Genomic DNA, 18811 nt, shown 5'->3' on the forward strand with positions numbered 1-18811 from the left:
TCGACAAACCTTCGATCAATATGTCCGCGCCTTGGGCTTGATGTAGGCCACATCATCCGTCAGCGTGTAGGTGTGCACCGGCCGCGCTGCCAGTTCCACGGAACCGTCGCGGAACCAGCCGAGCGAGTGCACCATCCACTTGTCATCATCGCGCGCCGGGAAATCCTCGTGCATGTGGGCGCCGCGGCTTTCGTGGCGGGCCTGGCCCATGTGCATGGTCAGCACGGCCTGGCTGATCATGTTGTCCAGTTCCAGCGTTTCGATCAGATCGGTGTTGAACACCATTGAACGATCCGTGGTGCCGATATCGGCCATGCGCTGGTAGATGGCGTCGATCTTGCGCACACCTTCGTCGAGGATTTCGTTGGTGCGGAACACGCCGGCATTGGCCTGCATGGTCTTTTGCATTGCCAGCCGCACTTCGGCGGTGCTGCTGCCGCCCTTGGCATGGCGGAAGCCATCGAGGCGGCCCAGCGCGAAATCGGCATGATCCTTGGGCAGCGGCTGATGGCCGGAATCGGCCTTTTGAATGGCGGCAACACGGTGCGCCGTGGCGCGGCCGAACACCACCAGATCGATCAAGCTGTTCGATCCCAGGCGGTTGGCGCCGTGCACCGACACGCAGGCGGCTTCGCCCACAGCGAACAGACCGGGCACCACGCTATCGGGATTGCCATCCTTCAGGGTGACGACTTCGCCGTGATAATTGGTCGGAATGCCGCCCATGTTGTAGTGCACCGTCGGCGTGACCGGGATCGGCGCCTTGGTCACATCGACGCCGGCAAACACCTTGGCGGTTTCGGAAATGCCAGGCAGACGCTGCGCCAGCACAGCCGGATCGATGTGATTGAGGTGCAGGTGGATATGATCGCCTTCGCTGCCGACACCGCGGCCCTGGCGGATTTCCATCGCCATCGAACGTGACACGACATCACGGCTGGCAAGATCCTTGGCCGACGGCGCATAACGCTCCATGAAGCGTTCGCCGGCCGAGTTGGTCAGATAACCACCCTCGCCGCGCGCGCCTTCGGTGATCAACACGCCGGCGCCGTAAATGCCGGTGGGGTGGAATTGCACGAATTCCATATCCTGCATGGCCACGCCGGCGCGGATCGCCATGCCGCCGCCATCACCGGTGCTGGTGTGGGCGCTGGTGGCGGAGAAATAGCAGCGGCCGTAACCGCCGGTGGCGAGCACCGTCTGGTGGCTGCGGAAGCGGTGCAGGCTGCCATCTTCCATGTTGATGGCGATGACGCCCTTGCACTCACCGTTCACCATGATCAAATCGATGGCGAAATACTCGATATAGAAATCAGTGCTGTACTTCAGACTCTGTTGATAGAGCGCGTGCAGCATGGCGTGGCCAGTGCGATCAGCGGCTGCGCAGGTGCGCTGCGCCGGCGGGCCGTTGCCCATATCCTGCATCATGCCGCCAAACGGGCGCTGATAGATGCGGCCGGCTTCGGTGCGGCTGAACGGCACGCCGAAATGTTCAAGCTCGTACACCGCGTTGGGGGCTTCCTTGCAGAGATATTCGATAGCGTCCTGATCGCCCAGCCAGTCGCTGCCCTTGACCGTGTCATACATGTGCCAAGTCCAGTGATCCGGGCCCATGTTCCCCAGCGCCGCTGCGATACCGCCCTGCGCCGCGACCGTGTGGCTGCGGGTGGGAAACACCTTGGTGATGCAGGCGGTTTTCAGGCCGGATTCGGCAATGCCCATGGCTGCGCGCAATCCGGAACCGCCGGCCCCGACAACAACGGCATCATAGACATGATCGATGATCTGATAGGCTTCAGGCACGGTTAATTCCCATCAACTCAGGCAGCAGTTCCAATCGCCACTTTCAGCACCGAAAACAGCGCGAGAGCAGCGAGGGATACTGTGTAGAAATTCAATGCAAGCATGGCGATGACGCGCTTTGACCCATGCAGATAATCTTCCAGCATCACCTGCACGCCAAGCCGGAAATGCCAGAACACCGCCACGATCAGCAGGCTCATCGGCACGGCCGCCAACGGTTGCCGCAGCCACACCACCGTGCTGGCATAGTCAAGGCTGGGCAGCCGCGCGAGGCTGAACACGAACCACAGCACCAGAAACAGGCTGCCCACCGCGGTGACGCGCTGTAGCCACCAATGGTGCACGATGCCGCCGCCTGCAGCGCCAAGGCCGCGAACCCGGCCGATTTGTGTGCCGTTGCCCATGGTTCAGAGCCCCTTGCCCAAGATGATGAATGCCCAAAGAGCCGTCGTTGCCACCGCCGAAAACAAGATCGTGGCCCAGGCCATCCGCCGCGAGGTGACCAGATCATAGCCCTCGCCGGCATCCATGATGAAGTGGCGCATGCCGGTGCCCATATGCTGAAACATCGCCCAGCTCAGCCCGATGCCGACCACGGCACCAAACGGCGACACCACGATCGATTGGAAAAACCGGAAATACTCCGGCCCGCTGGCCAGCGCCGCCAGCCACCAGGCAAAAATCACCACCGCGCCAAAGGCCAGTGCATGGCCGGTAACCCGGTGCAGAATCGAAACCGCCATGTGCACGCGCCATTTCCAGATGGTTAGGTGCGGCGAAAGCGGCCGGCCGCCCATGGCTTTGGGTGCCGGCGCGATTGGTCGAGAAGCCATTAATCCCCCTTGCAAGCTGCCAGCGGCTGCGAGTTGCGGTCTCCCATTCATACTGCGCTGGCGCTGCGGTGCAACAGGCGAGACGCGCCTGCGGTCAATCCCCGCACTGAATTAGCACAGTGCGGGCCAATCCAGCATAGCGGTGCACCAAGGCGTCGCGGTAACCGCCATCGGCCATCATTGCCAAAAAATGCTGCCGCGATGGATAGCGCACGATCAAAACCTTGTCCCAATCCGCCTCTGGCGTGCCGGCCTGGCCGATGAACAGCTGCTCGCACGGCCCATCATAAATCACTTCGGCCTGGCTGATATCGCCCACGGCCACCGTGAAGGTGTGTTGATAGCGGTCATAGGCGGCGCGGCCACTACAGGCTGGCAGACCAAGTTCGGCCGGATAAAGCGCGACATCCCGAAATTTCAGCAAATTCATCATCACGACCGGGCCATCGCGGCCGTGGTCACGCAGCTGCCGCACCTGATCGCGGCTGGGATCGATGCTGCTATCAACATTGCCGAGTGCCGGTATCGCCATCAATAATGCCCCCTTTTGGCTGCGCCCATTTCGCGTTAGCATCGCACATCGATGAAGAAATACTGGCCCAAAAAAACAGGGCAAAACGCATCGACGCTGGGGGAGCAACATCAATGGCCACTTTGTCACCAGAGCTAGATCGTCAGACCCGCGACCATCACGGGCCGCTATCGGCGATCGATACGTCGGATGCGATGATTTACGCCGCCGATGCCTGGCGGCCGATGTTTGCGCGGCTGCGCGCCGAAGCACCCGTGCATTTTCAGCCAGACAGCCCATTTGGCGGCTTTTGGTCCGTGTCGCGCCATGCCGATATTCAGGCGGTCGAAGCCCGGCCCGACATATTTTCGTCCGACATGAAATATGGCGGCATCACCGTGCTCGATCAGGTGGGCGAGATCAACCGCCCGCAGTTCATCGCGGCCGACCGCCCCTATCACGGCGAACAGCGGCGGGTGATTGCGCCTGCCTTTGGCCCAAGCGAAATGGCAAAAATGGCCGAAGCCATCCGGCTACGCACCGCGCAATTGCTGGATACGCTGCCCATCGGCGAAGAGTTCAACTGGGTAGAGCGCGTATCAATCCCGCTGACCACCGACATGCTGGCCATCCTGTTTGATTTCCCGTGGGCCGATCGCCACTTGCTGACCTTCTGGTCCGATATTGCCGGCGATATCGAAGCTGCGCTGAACCCCGAAACGGCGGCTCAAACGGTGCAGCATGGCCGGGACATGCTGGCCTATTTCGATCGGCTGTTTGCCGAGCGCAAGGCGCTGCCGCCAACCACTGATCTGATTTCAATGATGGTTCACTCGGAATCGATGGGCAACATGCCCGATCAGGAGCGCATTGGAAATCTGATCCTGCTGATTGTTGGCGGCAATGATACCACCCGCAACACCATGTCCGGGGCCGTGGCGGCCTTTGATCGCTACCAGGATCAATGGCAAAAGCTGATCGCCGATCCCGGCAAGGTTGCTGGCGCGGTGCCCGAAATCATCCGCTGGCAAACGCCGCTGGCCCACATGCGCCGCACCTGCGTGGCTGACAGCGAGATTGCCGGCCAGCCTGTGAAAAAGGGCGACAAGATCGTCATGTGGTATCTCTCCGGCAACCGCGACGAAAGCGTGTTTCCTGATGCCGAACGCCTTGATATCGAACGCCCCAATGCCCGCCGGCACCTGGCGTTTGGCTTTGGTGTGCACCGCTGTGTCGGCGCGCGGCTGGCGGAATTGCAGATCCAGATCTTGCTGGAAGAAATGCTCAAACGGCAGATGACGGTGCGGATAACTGGCACGCCGGTGCATGTCGTGCAGTGTTTTGTGCACGGCTACAGCGATTTGCCCGCCACCATCGAGCGGCATTGATTGCCGCCTGTGCCCAAGGTTGATCTCGCCGCCCTGCCCGTTCAAACCGGATCAAATTATCTACCGCCCTACGACAAGCCCGTGGCCGCGCGCGGCTGGCAAGCCGTAGCAGCGGCGAGCGGGATCACGCAATTTGGCGCCAATCTCGTCACCCTGCCGCCCGGTGCCTGGTCCAGCCAGCGCCATTGGCACAGCCACGAAGATGAAATGCTGATGATGCTGAGCGGCGAAGCGGTGTTGGTGGAAAGCGGCGGTGAGGCCCGCCTGGTGGCTGGCGATATTGCCTGTTTCCCCGCTGGCGTTGCCAATGGCCACCATCTTCAAAACCGATCCTCCGCGCCGTGCAGTTTTCTTGCCGTCGGCACCGATTTCATCGCAGTTGATCACTGCCACTATCCGGATATCGACATGCACCTTGATCCGGACGGATTTCGGCGAAAGACGGACAGCGAGCGGTGATGGCCCGGCGCAGTTTGCTTGCTGGCGGCCTTGCCAGCTTTTTGCCGGCGGCCTCCCCACTGCCGCCACGGCCGGCGCTGCCAATCGGTGCCATCGCGCCCCGCATGACCATCACCCCCGACCGCGAGGCGATGGTGACCGTGCCCGGCGGCCGCATTTATGTGCGCGTCAACGGCAGGCTTGCTGGTGATCGCTTGCCGATCCTGTTCATCCACGGCGGACCAGGCAGCTCGCATTGGAGCTGGCTGAACGCCACTGCGCTGGCCGCTGATCGGGCTGTCATCCTGTATGATCAACTGGATTGCGGCCGCTCGCAGTGCCCTGGCGATCCGGCCAACTGGACGGTTCAGCGCTATGTTGCCGAAATCGAGGCTATAAGGGCGCATTTCGGCATCGCGCGCTGGCACGTGCTCGGAGGCAGCTGGGGCGGCACGCTGGCACTGGAGTATGGCGCAGCCCAGCCGGCCGCACTGGCTGGCCTGGCCCTGCAATCGCCGTTGGTGTCCACCGAATTGTGGCTGCAAGATGCTGGCTTGCTAAAGGCCGCCATGCCGCTTGCGGTGCGAAAGCTACTCGACAATTGCGACACGCCGGATGTCGCTGCGCGCGCAGACTGCGAAGCCGCCACCGAATTCTTTTACGCCCGGCATGTTGGCATGGTGCGGCCGCCGCCCGCCATCGCGGCCTACCGCGACGCACTGCCAGTGCCATTTGCTGCGAATCTGTACAATCACATGTGGGGCCGCGCCGAATTCACCTGCACTGGCACGTTGAAATCCTATGACGGCCGCAGCCTGCTCCCTCGGCTGGACGGTCGCCGCACCCTGTTCATCGCGGGCCAGCACGACGAAGCCCGCCCGGAGACCGTGACCCGCTTTGCCGGCGCAGCCAATGCCATGATGGCCGTGGCCCCCGATGCAGCGCACAGCATCATGCTGGACAATCCCGGCTGGTATCTGGCGCTGCTGCGCACCTGGCTGACCCGGCAGGACGGTTAGGCGCAGCCCGGCTTTGGCGCTGCGATATCCACGCGCCTGCCATCCCACTGCGGCAAACAGCGCCGCAAATCGGCAGCGATTGTGCGGATGATCGGCCGGTCTGCCGCCTGAAACACCATTTTCACGCGAAACCGCCCGGCGCGGAACACCAAATCGCAGGCAAGGCCGCGCCGGCACCGCACCAGCAGGCGCTCAGCCGGCGCATAGCCCAGCATGTCACCCGGATTGAGCGGGATCATGTCGGCCAGCGCAACTACATCCGCTGGCTGCACGCGCCGCAAATCACCGCCCGGCCACGCGATCGGCTCACCCATCACAGGGTTCGAATCGACACCGCCAACAGCTTCAATTGCAATATGCCAGGCCAGCGGCGGCCTGGCCGGGCGCGGCGCATAAACCGCCGGATCGCCGTTCACCACCATACCAAAATCCTCGATACGTTCGGGACTGATCACCACCCAGTCGCGTCCCCCGGACGCAAGCAAGGATTTTGAACCATCGACGCGCTGCAATCGCAGTTCAAATGGCGCAAGGGCACGCTGCGCCGCCCATATCGCCTCTTGCACGGCCGGTGTGTAGCGGCGCGGTTTCGGCGTGTCGCCTAGTTGGAGCAGCGCCAGCGTGATGGCAATCATGGCGGCAATTGCAACGCCAAACCGCCACATGGCTCAAGTCTGCAAACGCTGAAACGTGGCGTAGCGCGGATTGTCCACCGCGCACTTGGTCAGCGCTGCGGCCAGCAGCGCATCGATGAGCCCATCTGTCTTTGCGCCCTTTGTGCCCGCACGCAAATCGGCACACAGGCCGGCACGCAACGCATCCAGATCACCGTCCTGCCCCATCAAACCGGCCAGCAAGCTGCGTTCCGTCGCTTGCGGGGCCTGCGCCAGTTCGCGCGCCACAATCGCCAGGGCATTCTGCGCCACCTTGGCATGAAAGGCCTGGCGGCCCGACAATTGCCCCTGCACATCCGCCAGGAAGCCCGCCACGGCTTCGATCAACGTCACCGCTTCGATCTGCTCGGCCATCACACGCTCCCGAATTTCAGCATGTGCATCAGATCAAGCTCCACCTCCGACACCCGCCGGCCGATGGCGGCGCGCTCCACGGATCGCAGCCGGCCCGACACATGATCATCGCCCAATTGCAGGCAGGCCATGCCCCATTTCAGCGTGCCCCATACTTCCCACAGCGCAGCGCGGTCGCGGTCCACTGGGCCGCCGCCAGCCGCTTCATAGGCCGCATAAAGTTCGTCGCGCTGGCCAAACCCGCCCACAGGATTTTGCCACACCCCAAACCGCCAGCTGTTGCAGCACAGCCAGCCCAGATCTTCGTGGCTGTCCCCCAGATGCGCCAATTCCCAGTCCAGCACCGCAGTAAGCCCGGCGGGCGTAACCAGAAAATTGCCGGAGCGAAAATCGCCGTGGACGATGTGGCTCGCCGGCCGATCCGTCACCCGCTCGCGCAGCCAGGCAAAGGCCAGATCGAACACCGGCGACTCCACACCGAAGCGCCGGTAATTGGCAAACATCCGGTCCAGCAATTCCACTGTGCTGCCAGCTGGCAGTGCAAGCCCGGCAGCAGCCGCCATCGGCAACTGGTGCAATTTTGCCAGCACCGCCGCACATTGCCCGGTCAAGGCCGCGCGCGCCGGCGCATAGTCCGGCAGCTTCAGCCAGCGCGAAGCCAAGGCCTCCCCCGGCAACCGCGCCATCACAAAGCCTTCGCCCAGGCCATCGGCGGGGGCCAGCACGCGCACCACTTCGGCAACGGGCAGGCCAGCGGCAAAGGCGATCTGCTGCAATCGCGCTTGATCGGCGCGCGGCAGGCCGCCCTCCGCCACACTACCCGTGGCGGCACATTGCAGGATCAGCGGCCACAGCGTGCCATCACCGCGCACCGCGTCCACCGCATATGTTGCCGATGATGCGCCGCCCGACAGGGCTTCGACTCGCGTGACGGGCGCGCCCAACACATCCGCGACGGTAGCCGGTGTCGCATCCGCGATGGTGGCCAGTGTCAACTCGGTTTGCTCGGCCGCCATCAATCGCTGACCAGGCGGGCATAAGAGAGTTCGTCGTGCCACTGGTCGCCGTCGCGCCAGCTGTCCACAAACCGCCCCTCCAGCCGAAACCAGTTGCGTTCAAGCACGCGCTGCGCCGGGCGATTGCGCACATCGGTCACGGCAACCACGCGGCGCCGGCTGCGGTGAAACAGCCGCTTTACCATTGCCTCAACGGCTTCGCTGCAAATGCCGCGGCCTTGGCAACCGGGATCAACCGCAAAGCCGATTTCGGCGGTGGCATTCCACGGCGGCGAAAACCTGATGCCCAGATCGCCAACCAGGTCGCCATTGCGGCTGAGAATGGCAAATTGCTGCCAGCCATCAGAATCAGCCGCGGCTCGCCGCTGCATCGCCGTGATCAGCGCGATGCTTTCTTCCACGCTGCGTTCCAGCGGATCGAATGGCGCACTGGCCCGGATACGGTGCCAGTCCCGGGCATGATCGGCCCGCATCGGGCAGATCAGCAAGCGATCGCTGGTGATTTCCCAATCGGTCATGAGAGCTTGTTCATCCGTGGCTGTTGCGTGCGACCGTCATGCCATTGCTGCCCCTGCTGCTGCAAGCACGGCAAGCTGATAGTGGCGTGCAGCCTCACCAGTGTATTTTTGCAACAGGTTTGCCGCCATGTCGCTGGCCTTTGCTGCCGGCGCGACCAAAGCTTGCAAACCGGTAAGAATTCTATAATCGACCGTCCAACTTGTCGCACTGACGGCTTTGGCTGTTGGATGGCACGCAAGAAAACACGTGTTTGGGAAGGAATTCCATGTCGATTATCCCCACTTCGCGCACTGCCGTGCGTATTGCCCTGTTGCTTGGCGCCATGCCTGTGCTGGTGATGGCTGCCCCCGCCGCTGCACAGACCGCGGCCGCTGCGGACGAAAATGATGACCAGATCATCATCGTGACCGCCAGCAAGCAGGCCAAGACGCTGCAGGACACGCCAATTTCCGTGTCGGTCACCGGCCGTCTCGCAATTGAAACCGCACAGATCCGCGATGCCTTCGATCTGCAGACGCTGGTGCCGTCGCTGCGCGTCAGCCAGCTGCAAAGCTCGGCCAACACCAGTTTCATCATCCGCGGCTTTGGCAACGGCGCCAACAATGTCGGTATCGAGCCGGCGGTGGGCGTGTTCATCGATGGCGTCTATCGGAGCCGCTCCGCCGCGCAGATCGGCGATCTGCCCAGCCTGGAGCGCATCGAAGTGCTGCGCGGCCCGCAATCGACCCTGTTCGGCAAGAACGCGTCGGCAGGCATTATTTCCGTGGTCACCGCCGAACCGAAGTTTGACTTCGGCGGCCAGGCCGAACTGTCGTACGGCAACTACAACGCCATCGTCGCCCGCGCCGAAATCACCGGCCCGATTTCCGAAACCATCGCCTTCAGCCTCGCCGGCAACTACAACAAGCGCGACGGTTATGTGTTCAATACCACGCTCAACCGCGATGAGAATGAGCGCAACCGTGGCGGCGTGCGCGGCCAGTTGCTGTTCAAGCCGTCGGACGATTTCAAGCTGCGCATCATCGCTGATTACGACAAGATCGATGAAATCTGCTGCTCGGTTGTCAACCTTGTCGATGGCCCCACCGGTGCTGCTGTGCGGGCGCTCGGCGGCCGGATCATCTCCAATCAGCCGCTGGCGCTGACCTCGGCGACCAACTTCGGCTCCACCAACGTGATCGACAATTTCGGTGTGTCGGCCCAGGCCGATGCCAAGATGGACAAGTTCGATCTGACCTTTATCGGCGCATATCGCGGCGTGCGGCTGAACACCAATGCCGACAGCGATTTCACCAGCGCGGATCTGATCGGTGAGAATATCGGCCGCAATGCCATCGATACCTACACTGCCGAATTCCGGATCGCGTCGAAATTCGATGGCCCGATCAACTTCCTGCTCGGTGCCTTCTATTTCCACGAGAATATCGATGCCAGCGGCCAGCTGACCTTTGGCCGCGATTTCCGCAACTATGCCAGCGCGCTGTCGGGCGGGGCCTACACCAATCTGGAACCCACCCTGCGCGCCCTGTTGCCGGGCACGCCGGCCGCGCCCTTCGGTGGCCGGGGCCAAGGCCGGTTCGAACAATATGACTATCAGAACCGCGCCATCTCGATCTTCGGCAACGTGGATTGGGAAATCGTCGACAATCTGACCTTCACCGCTGGCGGCAACTTCACCCGCGACACCAAGCGCGTGGCCACCAACGTCACCACCAACGACGTGTTCTCCGGCCTTGATCTGGTGCTCGCCGGGGTGCGGGCCGGCGTACCGGCATCGGTTGCTGCCACGTCGGCCAACCCATTCCTGGGCCTGCGTCCGCTGCAGTTCATCCCGCCGTTCCTGAACTTCCCGAACGCGGTGGAAGATGGCCGCACGTCTGACAGCGATTTCGCCTACACGCTGCGTCTGTCTTACAAGGCCAGCGACAATATCAGTCTCTATGGCACGCACGCCACCGGGTTCAAGGCGAGCTCGTTCAACCTGTCGATCGATTCGCGTCCCTTCGCCTCGCAGTTCATCCCGGGTTCGCCAGCACAGTCGCCGGCACCGGCCGCGTCGCCGATCCGCACGGCGCTGGGTGCTGCGCTACCGGTGAACCTCACCACTGGTTCACGCTTTGCCAATCCGGAATATGCCACCGTCTATGAGCTGGGCGCCAAGGGCCAATGGAAAGGCTTCAGCGTCAATCTCGCGGCGTTCATTCAGGTCATCAACGGCTTCCAGAGCAATGTGTTTTCCGGCACCGGCTTCATCCTGGCCAATGCGGATCAGCAATCCGTGCGGGGCCTTGAGCTGGACACCAGCTTCTCGCCATCGAAGGACCTGCGTTTCAGCGCCAACTTCACCTATCTCGACAGCAAGTTCGATAGCTTCCCCGGCGGTGCCGCGCTGGTGGACGGCAGCTTCTCGACGGTTCCGGTCGATCTGAGCGGTCAGCAAAGCGCCGGCGTTCCGGAATTCGCGACGTCGCTGGCCACCGATTACACCGTGCGCCTTGGGAACGACAACAAGCTGATGTTCCACATCGATTATCAGCACAACAGCCCGACCCAGATCGCGCAGGGCACGGTCGCGTTGCAGCGCGAGGTCAATCTGGTCAACACCTCGGCAACGCTGGCGATCAACAACAAGCTCGACCTGACCATCTGGGCCCGCAACCTCACCGATGAAGCCTGGGTCACCACCATCTTCCCGGGCGTGGCACAGGCCGGCACCCTGTCGGGCTATCGCAACCAGCCGCGCACGTTCGGCGGCCTGGTTCGCTATCGCTTCTGATCGCAGCCAAACCGAATTGATCGAGGGGCGCGCCGGCTACGGTGCGCCCTTCTTTTTAATGCACCTGGCCCGGCAATTGTGCTTGAGGCAAACACATGACCTGGCTTGAACTGTTCGCCTCTGCCTTCGGGTTGGCCAACATGCTGCTGCTGGCGCGCCGCTCGGTGTGGAATTTTCCATGCGGCATGGTGATGGTGGCCCTGTTTGCGCTGATCTTCTTTCAGGCGCGGCTCTATGCGGTTGCGGGCTTGCAACTGTTTTTCCTCGCCGCGCAAATCCACGGCTGGTGGGCGTGGCACCGGGCGCCGGCTGATGCCGGATCGGTGACCGTTCGCCGGCTGGAAGCCCGGCATTGGCCGCTGGTTATCCTGTCGGCAACGCTGCTTTCGGTCGCCGCTGCCGCCCTGCTGCGCCAGACCGATGCCGCCGCGCCGATTGCCGATGGCAGCGTGGCGGCATGGTCGCTGGCCGCGCAATTGCTCACCAATTTGCGCATGGTCGAATCCTGGCCGCTGTGGGCGGCGATCAACGTGGCCTCGGTGGCGCTTTATGCCAGCCAGTCGCTATGGGTGACGGCGGGGCTATACACGCTGTTTTTGGGCATTGCCCTCTACAGCTGGCGCACCTGGCATGTTGCGGCCTGATACATATGCTGCACATCAGCTTTCTTGGCGTTGAATCCACCGGCAAATCCACGCTGGCTTACGGGCTGGCGCGGCTGCTGAGCGGTATTGTCATGCCCGAATATGGCCGCGAATATGCCCAAAATATCGGCACGGATTTCACACCCGATGCCCTGCGCACCATCGCCCGCATTCATGCCGCCCGCCTGACACGGCTGCGCGCCGCCTACCCGCTGCTGCTGATCGAGGACACGGATGTGGTGATCACCGCCGCCTGGTTTCGCATGCTGCACGGCCGCCGCGATCCAACACTGTCCGCCATGCCCGCCCGCGCCGATCTGCACCTGTTGTTCGCGCCCGATACGCCGTGGCTGGACGATGGCACCCGGCAATTCAATGGCGCAGCCCGGCTGGCGTTTCATGCCATCATTGCCGATGAACTGGCCGTGCGCGGCATCGATGCCGTGATGATCGGCGGAAATTGGCAGCAACGCCGCGCGCATGCGGTGGCTGCAATCACGGACCGGCTGGACAAAGCCGCTGCCGGCACGCCATAGCCGCAATCATGGCAAATATATTTCTCACCGGCGCTTCACGCGGCATCGGCGCGGCCACGCGCGCGGCGCTGGTCGCTGCGGGCCACCACGTCGTCGGCCAGTCAACTGCCGGCGGCGACGGACTGATCGCTGCCGATTTTGCCGTACCGCGTGCAGCCGATGCCGTGTGGCAGCAGGCATTGGCCGCCGCGGGCGGGCGCATCGACGTGCTGATCAACAACGCCGGCGTGTTCGAAGCGGCTGACATCGGCGACGCGGATGGTTTTGCAGCAGCCTGGGCCCGCAGCCTGGCCATCAATCTGCAGTCCGCGGCCGATCTGTGCCGCCACGCCGTGCTGCATTTTCAAACCCATGGTGGCGCCAAGGTTCAAGGGGGGCGCATCATCAACGTTGCCAGCCGCGCCGGCCACCGCGGCGATTCCCCGGCACATTGGCATTATGCAGCGGCCAAGGGCGGCATGCTGGCGATGACCAAAAGCATCGCCCGCGCCTATGCCGGGCAGAACATCCTGGCCTTTTCGGTCACGCCCGGCTTCACCATGACCGGCATGGCGCAAGACTATCTCGCCAGCCGGGGCGGCGACAAATTGCTGGCCGATATCCCGCTGGGCCGGGTGGCAGCGCCCGAAGAAGTCGCCGAAACCATCCGATGGCTGGCCAGTGATGCGCCCGCCTCTCTCACCGGCGCGACGATCGATATCAATGGCGCTTCCTATGTGCGCTGATCATCAAGGACAGACATGCCCAACGTAACCGTGATTGGCGCCCAGTGGGGCGATGAAGGCAAAGGCAAGATCGTCGATTGGCTGTCGGCGCGCGCCGATGTCGTGGTGCGCTTTCAGGGTGGCCACAATGCCGGCCACACGCTGGTGGTGGGCAACCAAGTCTACAAACTGTCGTTGCTGCCATCGGGCATCGTGCGCGGCACTTTGTCGATCATCGGCAATGGCGTCGTGTTTGATCCCTGGCATTTCCGTGATGAAGTGGCGCGCATCAGTGGCATGGGCATCGCTATCACGCCGGACAATCTGGCCGTGTCCGAAACCGCGCCGCTCATTCTGCCGCTGCACCGCGATCTCGATGCGCTGCGCGAAGATGCCATGGGCGCCGGCAAGATCGGCACCACCCGGCGCGGCATCGGCCCGGCCTATGAAGACAAGGTGGGCCGCCGCGCGCTGCGCGTGTGTGATCTGGCGCATCTGGATGACATCGGGCCGCAACTGGAACGCCTGCTGGCGCATCACAATGCCCTGCGCGCCGGTTTTGGCGTGCCGGCGGTGGACGCTGCCGAATTGATGGCGCAATTGGCCGAGGTGGCGCCCGCCGTGCTGCCCTATATTCAGCCAGTGTGGTTGCAACTGCGTGATGCCCGCCGCAACGGCAAGCGCATCCTGTTCGAAGGCGCGCAGGGCGTGCTGCTCGATGTCGATCACGGCACCTGGCCGTTTGTCACCTCGTCCAATGTCGTGTCCGGCCAGGCCGCCGCCGGCAGCGGCATGGGGCCGGATGCCACCGGCTATGTGCTGGGCATTACCAAGGCCTACACCACCCGCGTCGGCTCCGGCCCCTTCCCCACCGAGCAGGACAATGATGTGGGCGAACGACTGGGCACGCGCGGCCGTGAATTTGGCACCGTTACCGGCCGCAAGCGCCGCTGCGGCTGGTTCGATGCCGTGCTGGTGCGCCAGGCGATTGCCGTGGGCGGCATAACCGGCATGGCGCTTACCAAGCTGGATGTGCTCGATGGGCTCGAAACGATCATGATCTGCACCGGCTATCGCCTCGATGGCCGCGTGCTGGACTATCTGCCCGCCCACCCGGCCCAGCAGGCGCGTGTTGAGCCGATTTACGAGTTATTCGAAGGCTGGAGCGAATCCACCGCCGGCGCGCGCAGCTGGGCACAATTGCCGGCGCAGGCGATCAAATATATCCGCCGCATCGAAGAGCTCACCGAATGCCCGGTCGCGCTTGTGTCCACATCGCCGGAGCGGGAGGACACGATTTTGGTGAAAGACCCATTCCGGGATTGATAGCCTGCAGCCAATGCCGGGACTGGCTTGCCAACCAGAACATTTCAGATACAAATACGGCATGGCAATCACTCTTCTCGCGCTCGCTGCCGCCTCAGCGCTGGTGTGCGCCGGCCCCACGCACAGTGATGGGGACAATATCAGGTGCCGCAACACCCCCGAAACCATGCGCTTATATGGCATTGATGCCCCGGAAATGCCCGGTTCCTGCCGCGCCGGCCGGCGCTGCGTGCGCGGCGATCCTTATGCCAGCCGCGATTATCTGCGCCGCCTGACGCGCGGGCGCACCGTGAAGTGCACAGTGCGCGATATCGATCGCTATGACCGGCCTGTGGTTGATTGCACGGCCGATGGTGTCAGCATAAGCTGCGCAATGATCGCCGCTGGCCAGGCCGCACCGCGCTACGGCCGGCTCAACTGCCGGCGCTGATTGGCCGCCACACGCAGGCTGAATGGCCAAAGCAGCCCGGATTTTTGAGTAGTTTCCGACGCTGCACGGCGCAGCCGACCAAGCTTATCTTTCTTCCAGCCCAAGACGCAGAGAAATCGTGAACCGCTCTTGCCGGCCAAGGGAGATCGAAATGTCCGATGACCAACAGCTCAAGCAAGCCGTTCTCGACGAACTGAAGTGGGAACCGAGTGTCGATGCCGCCCACATCGGCGTGACCACGAAAGGCGGGGTCGTCACCTTGTCTGGGTCCGTCGATAGCTACGCCGAAAAGCATGCGGCCGAAACCGCGACGCTGCGGGTTAAGGACGTCAAGGCCGTCGCAGAAGAAATCGAAGTCAAATTGCCGTTCAGCATTCGGCACGGCGATGCTGAAATTGCCGATGCCGCCGTGAACCGCATGGCCTGGAGCTCGTCGGTGCCCAGGGATGCCGTGAAAGTTGCGGTCGACAAGGGCTGGATCACGCTGATCGGTGAAGTTCACTGGCATTATCAACGGGAAGCCGCTGCCGAAGCCGTGCGCAACTTGTGGGGCGTGACCGGCGTTTCCAACCAGATCAGCATCAAGCCCAAAGCCAATGCCGGCAACATCAAATCCGATATCGACAAGGCGTTGAACCGTTCGTGGTTCAATCCGGAACATGTCGTCGTGTCGGCAGACGACGGCAAAGTCACATTGAGCGGAACCGTGGATGACTGGAGCGAACGGGCTCTCGCCGGTACCACCGCTTGGGCAGCGCCCGGGGTGATGTCGGTCACCAACAATATCCGCGTCGATTGATCGGCCGCCCCCCAGACCCGTCCAAGGGTTGGGGGGCGACGCCGGCCAAGGCCGAAGCAACGCCAAAGGAACAACCATGGGCAGCTCCACCGATATCCCGTTGCCGGAACCGGGCGCCGATTCGCTGAATGATCGCATGGCCAAATCATCTGGTGCCATGCTGTGGCTTGGTGCGGCGATGGTGGGCCTGGGCATTGCTGCCATCATCTTTCCCAATTTTGCTACCCTTGCGGCAGAACAATTTGTCGGCTGGATGCTGCTGTTCCTCGGGCTGACGCTGCTTTTCGGATCATTTTCGATCCTTGGCACCGGGCCGTTTTTTGGCGCGCTGCTGGTCAGCCTGTTCGCCTTGTTCGGGGCCATGTTCCTGATCGTGAACCCGGCAGTTGGCGCGCTCACGCTGACGCTGATGGCTGGCGGCATCTTCCTGTTTCAAGGGATAACCGAAATCGCGCTGGCGATTGCAATGCGGCCCAAGCAAAAATGGGGTGGCATGCTGCTGTCCGGCCTTGCCAGCCTGTTGCTTGCCGTGCTGATTTTCGTGGGCTGGCCAGCCATCTCACTCAGCGTGCTGGGCATATTGTTCGGCGTGAACTTCATCAGCACCGGCATTGCCTACATCCTGATCGCGCGGCAATCGAGGCGTGCTGCATAACGCCGGACACGAGCCAACCTGCCTGATCGATTGAAGCGGTCAGGCTGAACTGCAATATTGGTTGGCGCGCAGCGCGGCAGCAGCCTAGAGCCCGTGCCATGAGCGATTTTGATTTTGATCTGTTTGTCATCGGCGCTGGTTCGGGCGGGGTGCGCGCCAGCCGGATTGCTGCCGGTCATGGCGCGCGCGTTGCGGTGGCCGAGGAACACAGGGTTGGCGGCACCTGCGTGATCCGCGGCTGCGTGCCCAAGAAACTGCTCGTTTACGGCTCGCATTTTGCTGAGGACCTGGAGGATGCCCGCCGCTTTGGCTGGAATATCGAAGGCCGCAGCTTTGATTGGACCGTGCTGCGCGACAACGTGCTGGCCGAAGTTGACCGACTGAATGGCCTGTATCAGACCACACTGGACAACAACAAGGTCACCACGTTGCTGGGCCATGCCCGCATCGTCGATGCCCACACAGTCGAAGTGGACGGCGCGCGCCACACCGCTGGCACGATCCTGATTGCCAGCGGCGCGCGGCCCTATCTGCCCGAGCTGCCCGGCGCAGAGCATGCCATCACCTCCAACGAGGTGTTCCATCTGCCGGCCCTGCCAAAGCGTATGGTCATCGCCGGCGCCGGCTATATCGCCACCGAATTTGCCGGCGTGTTCCATGAATTGGGCAGCGATGTGACCTTGATCAACCGCAGCGACACCATCCTGCGCGGCTGGGAGCCGGCTCTCGCGGACCGGCTGCTGCAGATCAGCCTGGCCAAGGGCCTCAATTTCAAACTCAACTGCCGGCTCGACCGTGTTGAAAAGCTTGATGATGGCAGCTTGCGCATCCACTTCACCGATGGCAAGACGCTGGACACCGATGTGCTGATGTGGGCGCTGGGCCGCGTCGCCAACATCGAAGGGCTGGGCCTTGCGGACGTTGGCGTGGCGCTGGATGACAAGGGCGCCATTGCGGTTGACGCCGACAATCGCACCAATGTGCCCAGCATTTTTGCTGTGGGCGACGTGACCGACCGGGTGCAATTGACGCCAGTGGCCATCCGCGAAGGCCATAGCTTTGCCGATCGCCAATTTGGCGGCAAAAATTGGCGCGTCGATTACAACGCCATCCCCTCGGCAGTGTTTTCCAATCCGCCGCTGGGCAGCGTTGGCATGACCGAGGCGCAGGCCCGCAATGCTTACGGCCAGGTGCGGGTGTTCACATCGGATTTCCGCCCAATGCGCAACGTATTGGCTGGCCGAAATGAACGCGCGCTCTACAAATTGGTGGTCGATGCCTCGACGGACCGCGTGGTTGGCGCACACATGATAGGGCCAGATGCGCCGGAGATTTTGCAGGCCGTGGCGATTGCGGTGAAGGCCGGGCTGACCAAGGCGCAATTTGATGACACAATGGCGCTGCATCCGACCATGAGTGAGGAGTTGGTGTTGATGCGCTAAAGCGCGGCGAGCGCGCAGACTCGCGCCAAGCCGGCCGCGCGCAAGTGTCCATCTCTTGCACCTCGCAGCAAAATCCAGCAAAGCACCGGCGCTATGACAAAGACCTGGACCCCCGATAGCTGGCGCGCAGCCGAAGCCCGCCAGCTTCCCACCTACCCTGATGCCGCAGCGCAGCGCGCCGTGGAGCGCGAGCTGCGCTCCTATCCGCCGCTGGTGTTTGCCGGGGAAGCCCGTGATCTGACCAGCCGCCTGGCCGACGCCGCCGCGGGCAACGCCTTCTTGCTGCAAGGCGGCGATTGCGCTGAGAGCTTTGCCGATTTTCACCCCGATATCATCCGCGACAATTTTCGGGTGTTGCTGCAGATGGCCGTCGTCATGACCTTTGCCAGCAAGATGCCGGTGGTGAAGGTTGGCCGCATGGCCGGGCAATTCGCCAAGCCGCGATCGGGCGATTTTGAAGAAATTGATGGCGTTTTGCTGCCCAGTTACCGCGGTGACAATGTCAACGACACTGAGTTCACCGCCGAAGCGCGCATTCCCAATCCGCAGCGCATGATCCGCGGCTATCTGCAATCAGCGGCCACGCTCAATCTGCTGCGGGCCTTTGCGTCCGGCGGCTTTGCCAATCTGCATCAGGTGCACCGCTGGAATCTTGATTTCGCCGCGCGCAGCCCGTGGGCGGCGCAATATGCGCAGCTGGCTGACCGCCTCGGCGAAGCGCTGGACTTCATGGCCGCCATTGGTCTGTCCCCCGATACCGTGCCGCAATTGAAATCCACCAGCTTCTTCACCAGCCACGAAGCTCTGCTGCTCGGCTATGAAGAGGCTATGACCCGGCAGGACAGCCTGACGGGCGATTGGTACGATACGTCGGCCCATATGCTGTGGATTGGTGATCGCACCCGCTTTGCCGGATCGGCGCATGTCGAATTCCTGCGCGGCGT

The 18811-nt window shown here is 62.7% G+C and carries 21 protein-coding genes; 13 read left to right on the forward strand and 8 right to left on the reverse strand.

From position 1 onward, the window contains the following. Positions 1 to 15: 15 nt before the first annotated feature. The 4 genes from sdhA to ABWP50_RS05770 form a co-directional block, all read right to left on the reverse strand. Positions 16 to 1803, reverse strand: a complete 1788-nt coding sequence (sdhA, locus tag ABWP50_RS05755; RefSeq protein ID WP_353217037.1) for a succinate dehydrogenase flavoprotein subunit — start codon at positions 1801 to 1803, stop codon at positions 16 to 18. A gap of 17 nt (positions 1804 to 1820) precedes the next feature. After that, positions 1821 to 2207, reverse strand: coding sequence for a succinate dehydrogenase, hydrophobic membrane anchor protein (gene sdhD, locus ABWP50_RS05760; RefSeq protein ID WP_353217038.1), 387 nt, complete (start codon positions 2205 to 2207; stop codon positions 1821 to 1823). Positions 2208 to 2210: 3 nt separating this feature from the next. After that, complete coding sequence (sdhC, locus tag ABWP50_RS05765; RefSeq protein WP_353217039.1) at positions 2211 to 2636, reverse strand: succinate dehydrogenase, cytochrome b556 subunit; 426 nt, start codon at positions 2634 to 2636, stop codon at positions 2211 to 2213. A 94-nt stretch (positions 2637 to 2730) separates the two neighbouring features. Continuing rightward, a complete protein-coding gene (locus tag ABWP50_RS05770) occupies positions 2731 to 3168 on the reverse strand; it encodes a DUF1330 domain-containing protein (protein ID WP_353217040.1) in 438 nt (145 codons plus the stop codon). A gap of 113 nt (positions 3169 to 3281) precedes the next feature. On the opposite strand from ABWP50_RS05770, the gene ABWP50_RS05775 reads away from it, so the two are divergent. The 3 genes from ABWP50_RS05775 to ABWP50_RS05785 all read left to right on the forward strand — a co-directional run bounded on the left by ABWP50_RS05775 (position 3282) and on the right by ABWP50_RS05785 (position 5992). Then, a complete protein-coding gene (locus ABWP50_RS05775) occupies positions 3282 to 4535 on the forward strand; it encodes a cytochrome P450 (protein WP_353217041.1) in 1254 nt (417 codons plus the stop codon). A gap of 9 nt (positions 4536 to 4544) precedes the next feature. Further along, entirely contained in the window at positions 4545 to 4994 is a 450-nt protein-coding gene (locus ABWP50_RS05780) for a cupin domain-containing protein (RefSeq protein ID WP_353217042.1), read from the forward strand. A 104-nt stretch (positions 4995 to 5098) separates the two neighbouring features. Beyond that, complete coding sequence (locus tag ABWP50_RS05785; RefSeq protein WP_353217043.1) at positions 5099 to 5992, forward strand: proline iminopeptidase-family hydrolase; 894 nt, start codon at positions 5099 to 5101, stop codon at positions 5990 to 5992. Here the strand turns inward: ABWP50_RS05785 and ABWP50_RS05790 are convergent. The 4 genes from ABWP50_RS05790 to ABWP50_RS05805 are packed head-to-tail and all read right to left on the reverse strand — an operon-like array spanning position 5989 to position 8554. After that, complete coding sequence (locus ABWP50_RS05790) at positions 5989 to 6627, reverse strand: hypothetical protein (RefSeq protein WP_353217044.1); 639 nt, start codon at positions 6625 to 6627, stop codon at positions 5989 to 5991. The two genes, ABWP50_RS05785 and ABWP50_RS05790, sit on opposite strands and share 4 nt — an antisense overlap. A 33-nt stretch (positions 6628 to 6660) precedes the next feature. Next, a complete protein-coding gene (locus ABWP50_RS05795; protein WP_353217045.1) occupies positions 6661 to 7020 on the reverse strand; it encodes a DUF6285 domain-containing protein in 360 nt (119 codons plus the stop codon). Next, complete coding sequence (locus ABWP50_RS05800; protein ID WP_353217046.1) at positions 7020 to 8036, reverse strand: phosphotransferase family protein; 1017 nt, start codon at positions 8034 to 8036, stop codon at positions 7020 to 7022. Before ABWP50_RS05800 ends, ABWP50_RS05795 begins: the two co-directional genes overlap by 1 nt. Then, positions 8036 to 8554 (reverse strand): GNAT family N-acetyltransferase, encoded by a 519-nt coding sequence (locus tag ABWP50_RS05805; protein WP_353217047.1) that lies wholly within the window; start codon positions 8552 to 8554, stop codon positions 8036 to 8038. Before ABWP50_RS05805 ends, ABWP50_RS05800 begins: the two co-directional genes overlap by 1 nt. Before the next feature lie 266 nt (positions 8555 to 8820). Between ABWP50_RS05805 and ABWP50_RS05810 the strand changes: the two genes are divergently transcribed. From ABWP50_RS05810 to ABWP50_RS05855, 10 genes are all read left to right on the forward strand, one after another. Then, positions 8821 to 11331 carry a TonB-dependent receptor gene (locus tag ABWP50_RS05810; protein WP_353217048.1) on the forward strand — a complete coding sequence of 837 codons (2511 nt, stop codon included), beginning with the start codon at positions 8821 to 8823 and terminating at the stop codon, positions 11329 to 11331. Positions 11332 to 11426: 95 nt separating this feature from the next. Next, positions 11427 to 11975 carry a nicotinamide riboside transporter PnuC gene (pnuC, locus tag ABWP50_RS05815; protein ID WP_353217049.1) on the forward strand — a complete coding sequence of 183 codons (549 nt, stop codon included), beginning with the start codon at positions 11427 to 11429 and terminating at the stop codon, positions 11973 to 11975. A 5-nt stretch (positions 11976 to 11980) separates the two neighbouring features. Beyond that, the gene (locus tag ABWP50_RS05820; protein ID WP_353217050.1) at positions 11981 to 12511 is read left to right on the forward strand and encodes an AAA family ATPase; all 531 of its coding nucleotides are present in this window, start codon (positions 11981 to 11983) and stop codon (positions 12509 to 12511) included. Between the two features lie 8 nt (positions 12512 to 12519). Further along, the gene (locus tag ABWP50_RS05825; protein WP_353217051.1) at positions 12520 to 13236 is read left to right on the forward strand and encodes an SDR family NAD(P)-dependent oxidoreductase; all 717 of its coding nucleotides are present in this window, start codon (positions 12520 to 12522) and stop codon (positions 13234 to 13236) included. 15 nt (positions 13237 to 13251) lie between these two features. Then, a complete protein-coding gene (locus tag ABWP50_RS05830) occupies positions 13252 to 14541 on the forward strand; it encodes an adenylosuccinate synthase (protein ID WP_353217052.1) in 1290 nt (429 codons plus the stop codon). A gap of 61 nt (positions 14542 to 14602) precedes the next feature. Beyond that, positions 14603 to 14971 carry a thermonuclease family protein gene (locus ABWP50_RS05835; protein WP_353217053.1) on the forward strand — a complete coding sequence of 123 codons (369 nt, stop codon included), beginning with the start codon at positions 14603 to 14605 and terminating at the stop codon, positions 14969 to 14971. 151 nt (positions 14972 to 15122) lie between these two features. Then, positions 15123 to 15770: a BON domain-containing protein gene (locus ABWP50_RS05840; protein ID WP_353217054.1), complete on the forward strand. Its 648-nt coding sequence runs from the start codon at positions 15123 to 15125 to the stop codon at positions 15768 to 15770. Between the two features lie 76 nt (positions 15771 to 15846). Next, on the forward strand, positions 15847 to 16425 hold the full coding sequence (locus ABWP50_RS05845) for an HdeD family acid-resistance protein (RefSeq protein WP_353217055.1): 579 nt from the start codon (positions 15847 to 15849) through the stop codon (positions 16423 to 16425). A gap of 98 nt (positions 16426 to 16523) precedes the next feature. Further along, complete coding sequence (gene gorA, locus ABWP50_RS05850) at positions 16524 to 17867, forward strand: glutathione-disulfide reductase (protein ID WP_353217056.1); 1344 nt, start codon at positions 16524 to 16526, stop codon at positions 17865 to 17867. 93 nt (positions 17868 to 17960) lie between these two features. Further along, positions 17961 to 18811, forward strand: an 851-nt coding sequence (locus tag ABWP50_RS05855; protein WP_353217074.1) for a 3-deoxy-7-phosphoheptulonate synthase, incomplete at its 3' end; no start/stop codon positions are given.

The organism is Sandarakinorhabdus sp. (assembly GCF_040398645.1).
In the GTDB taxonomy this organism is placed as follows: Bacteria; Pseudomonadota; Alphaproteobacteria; order Sphingomonadales; family Sphingomonadaceae; genus Sandarakinorhabdus.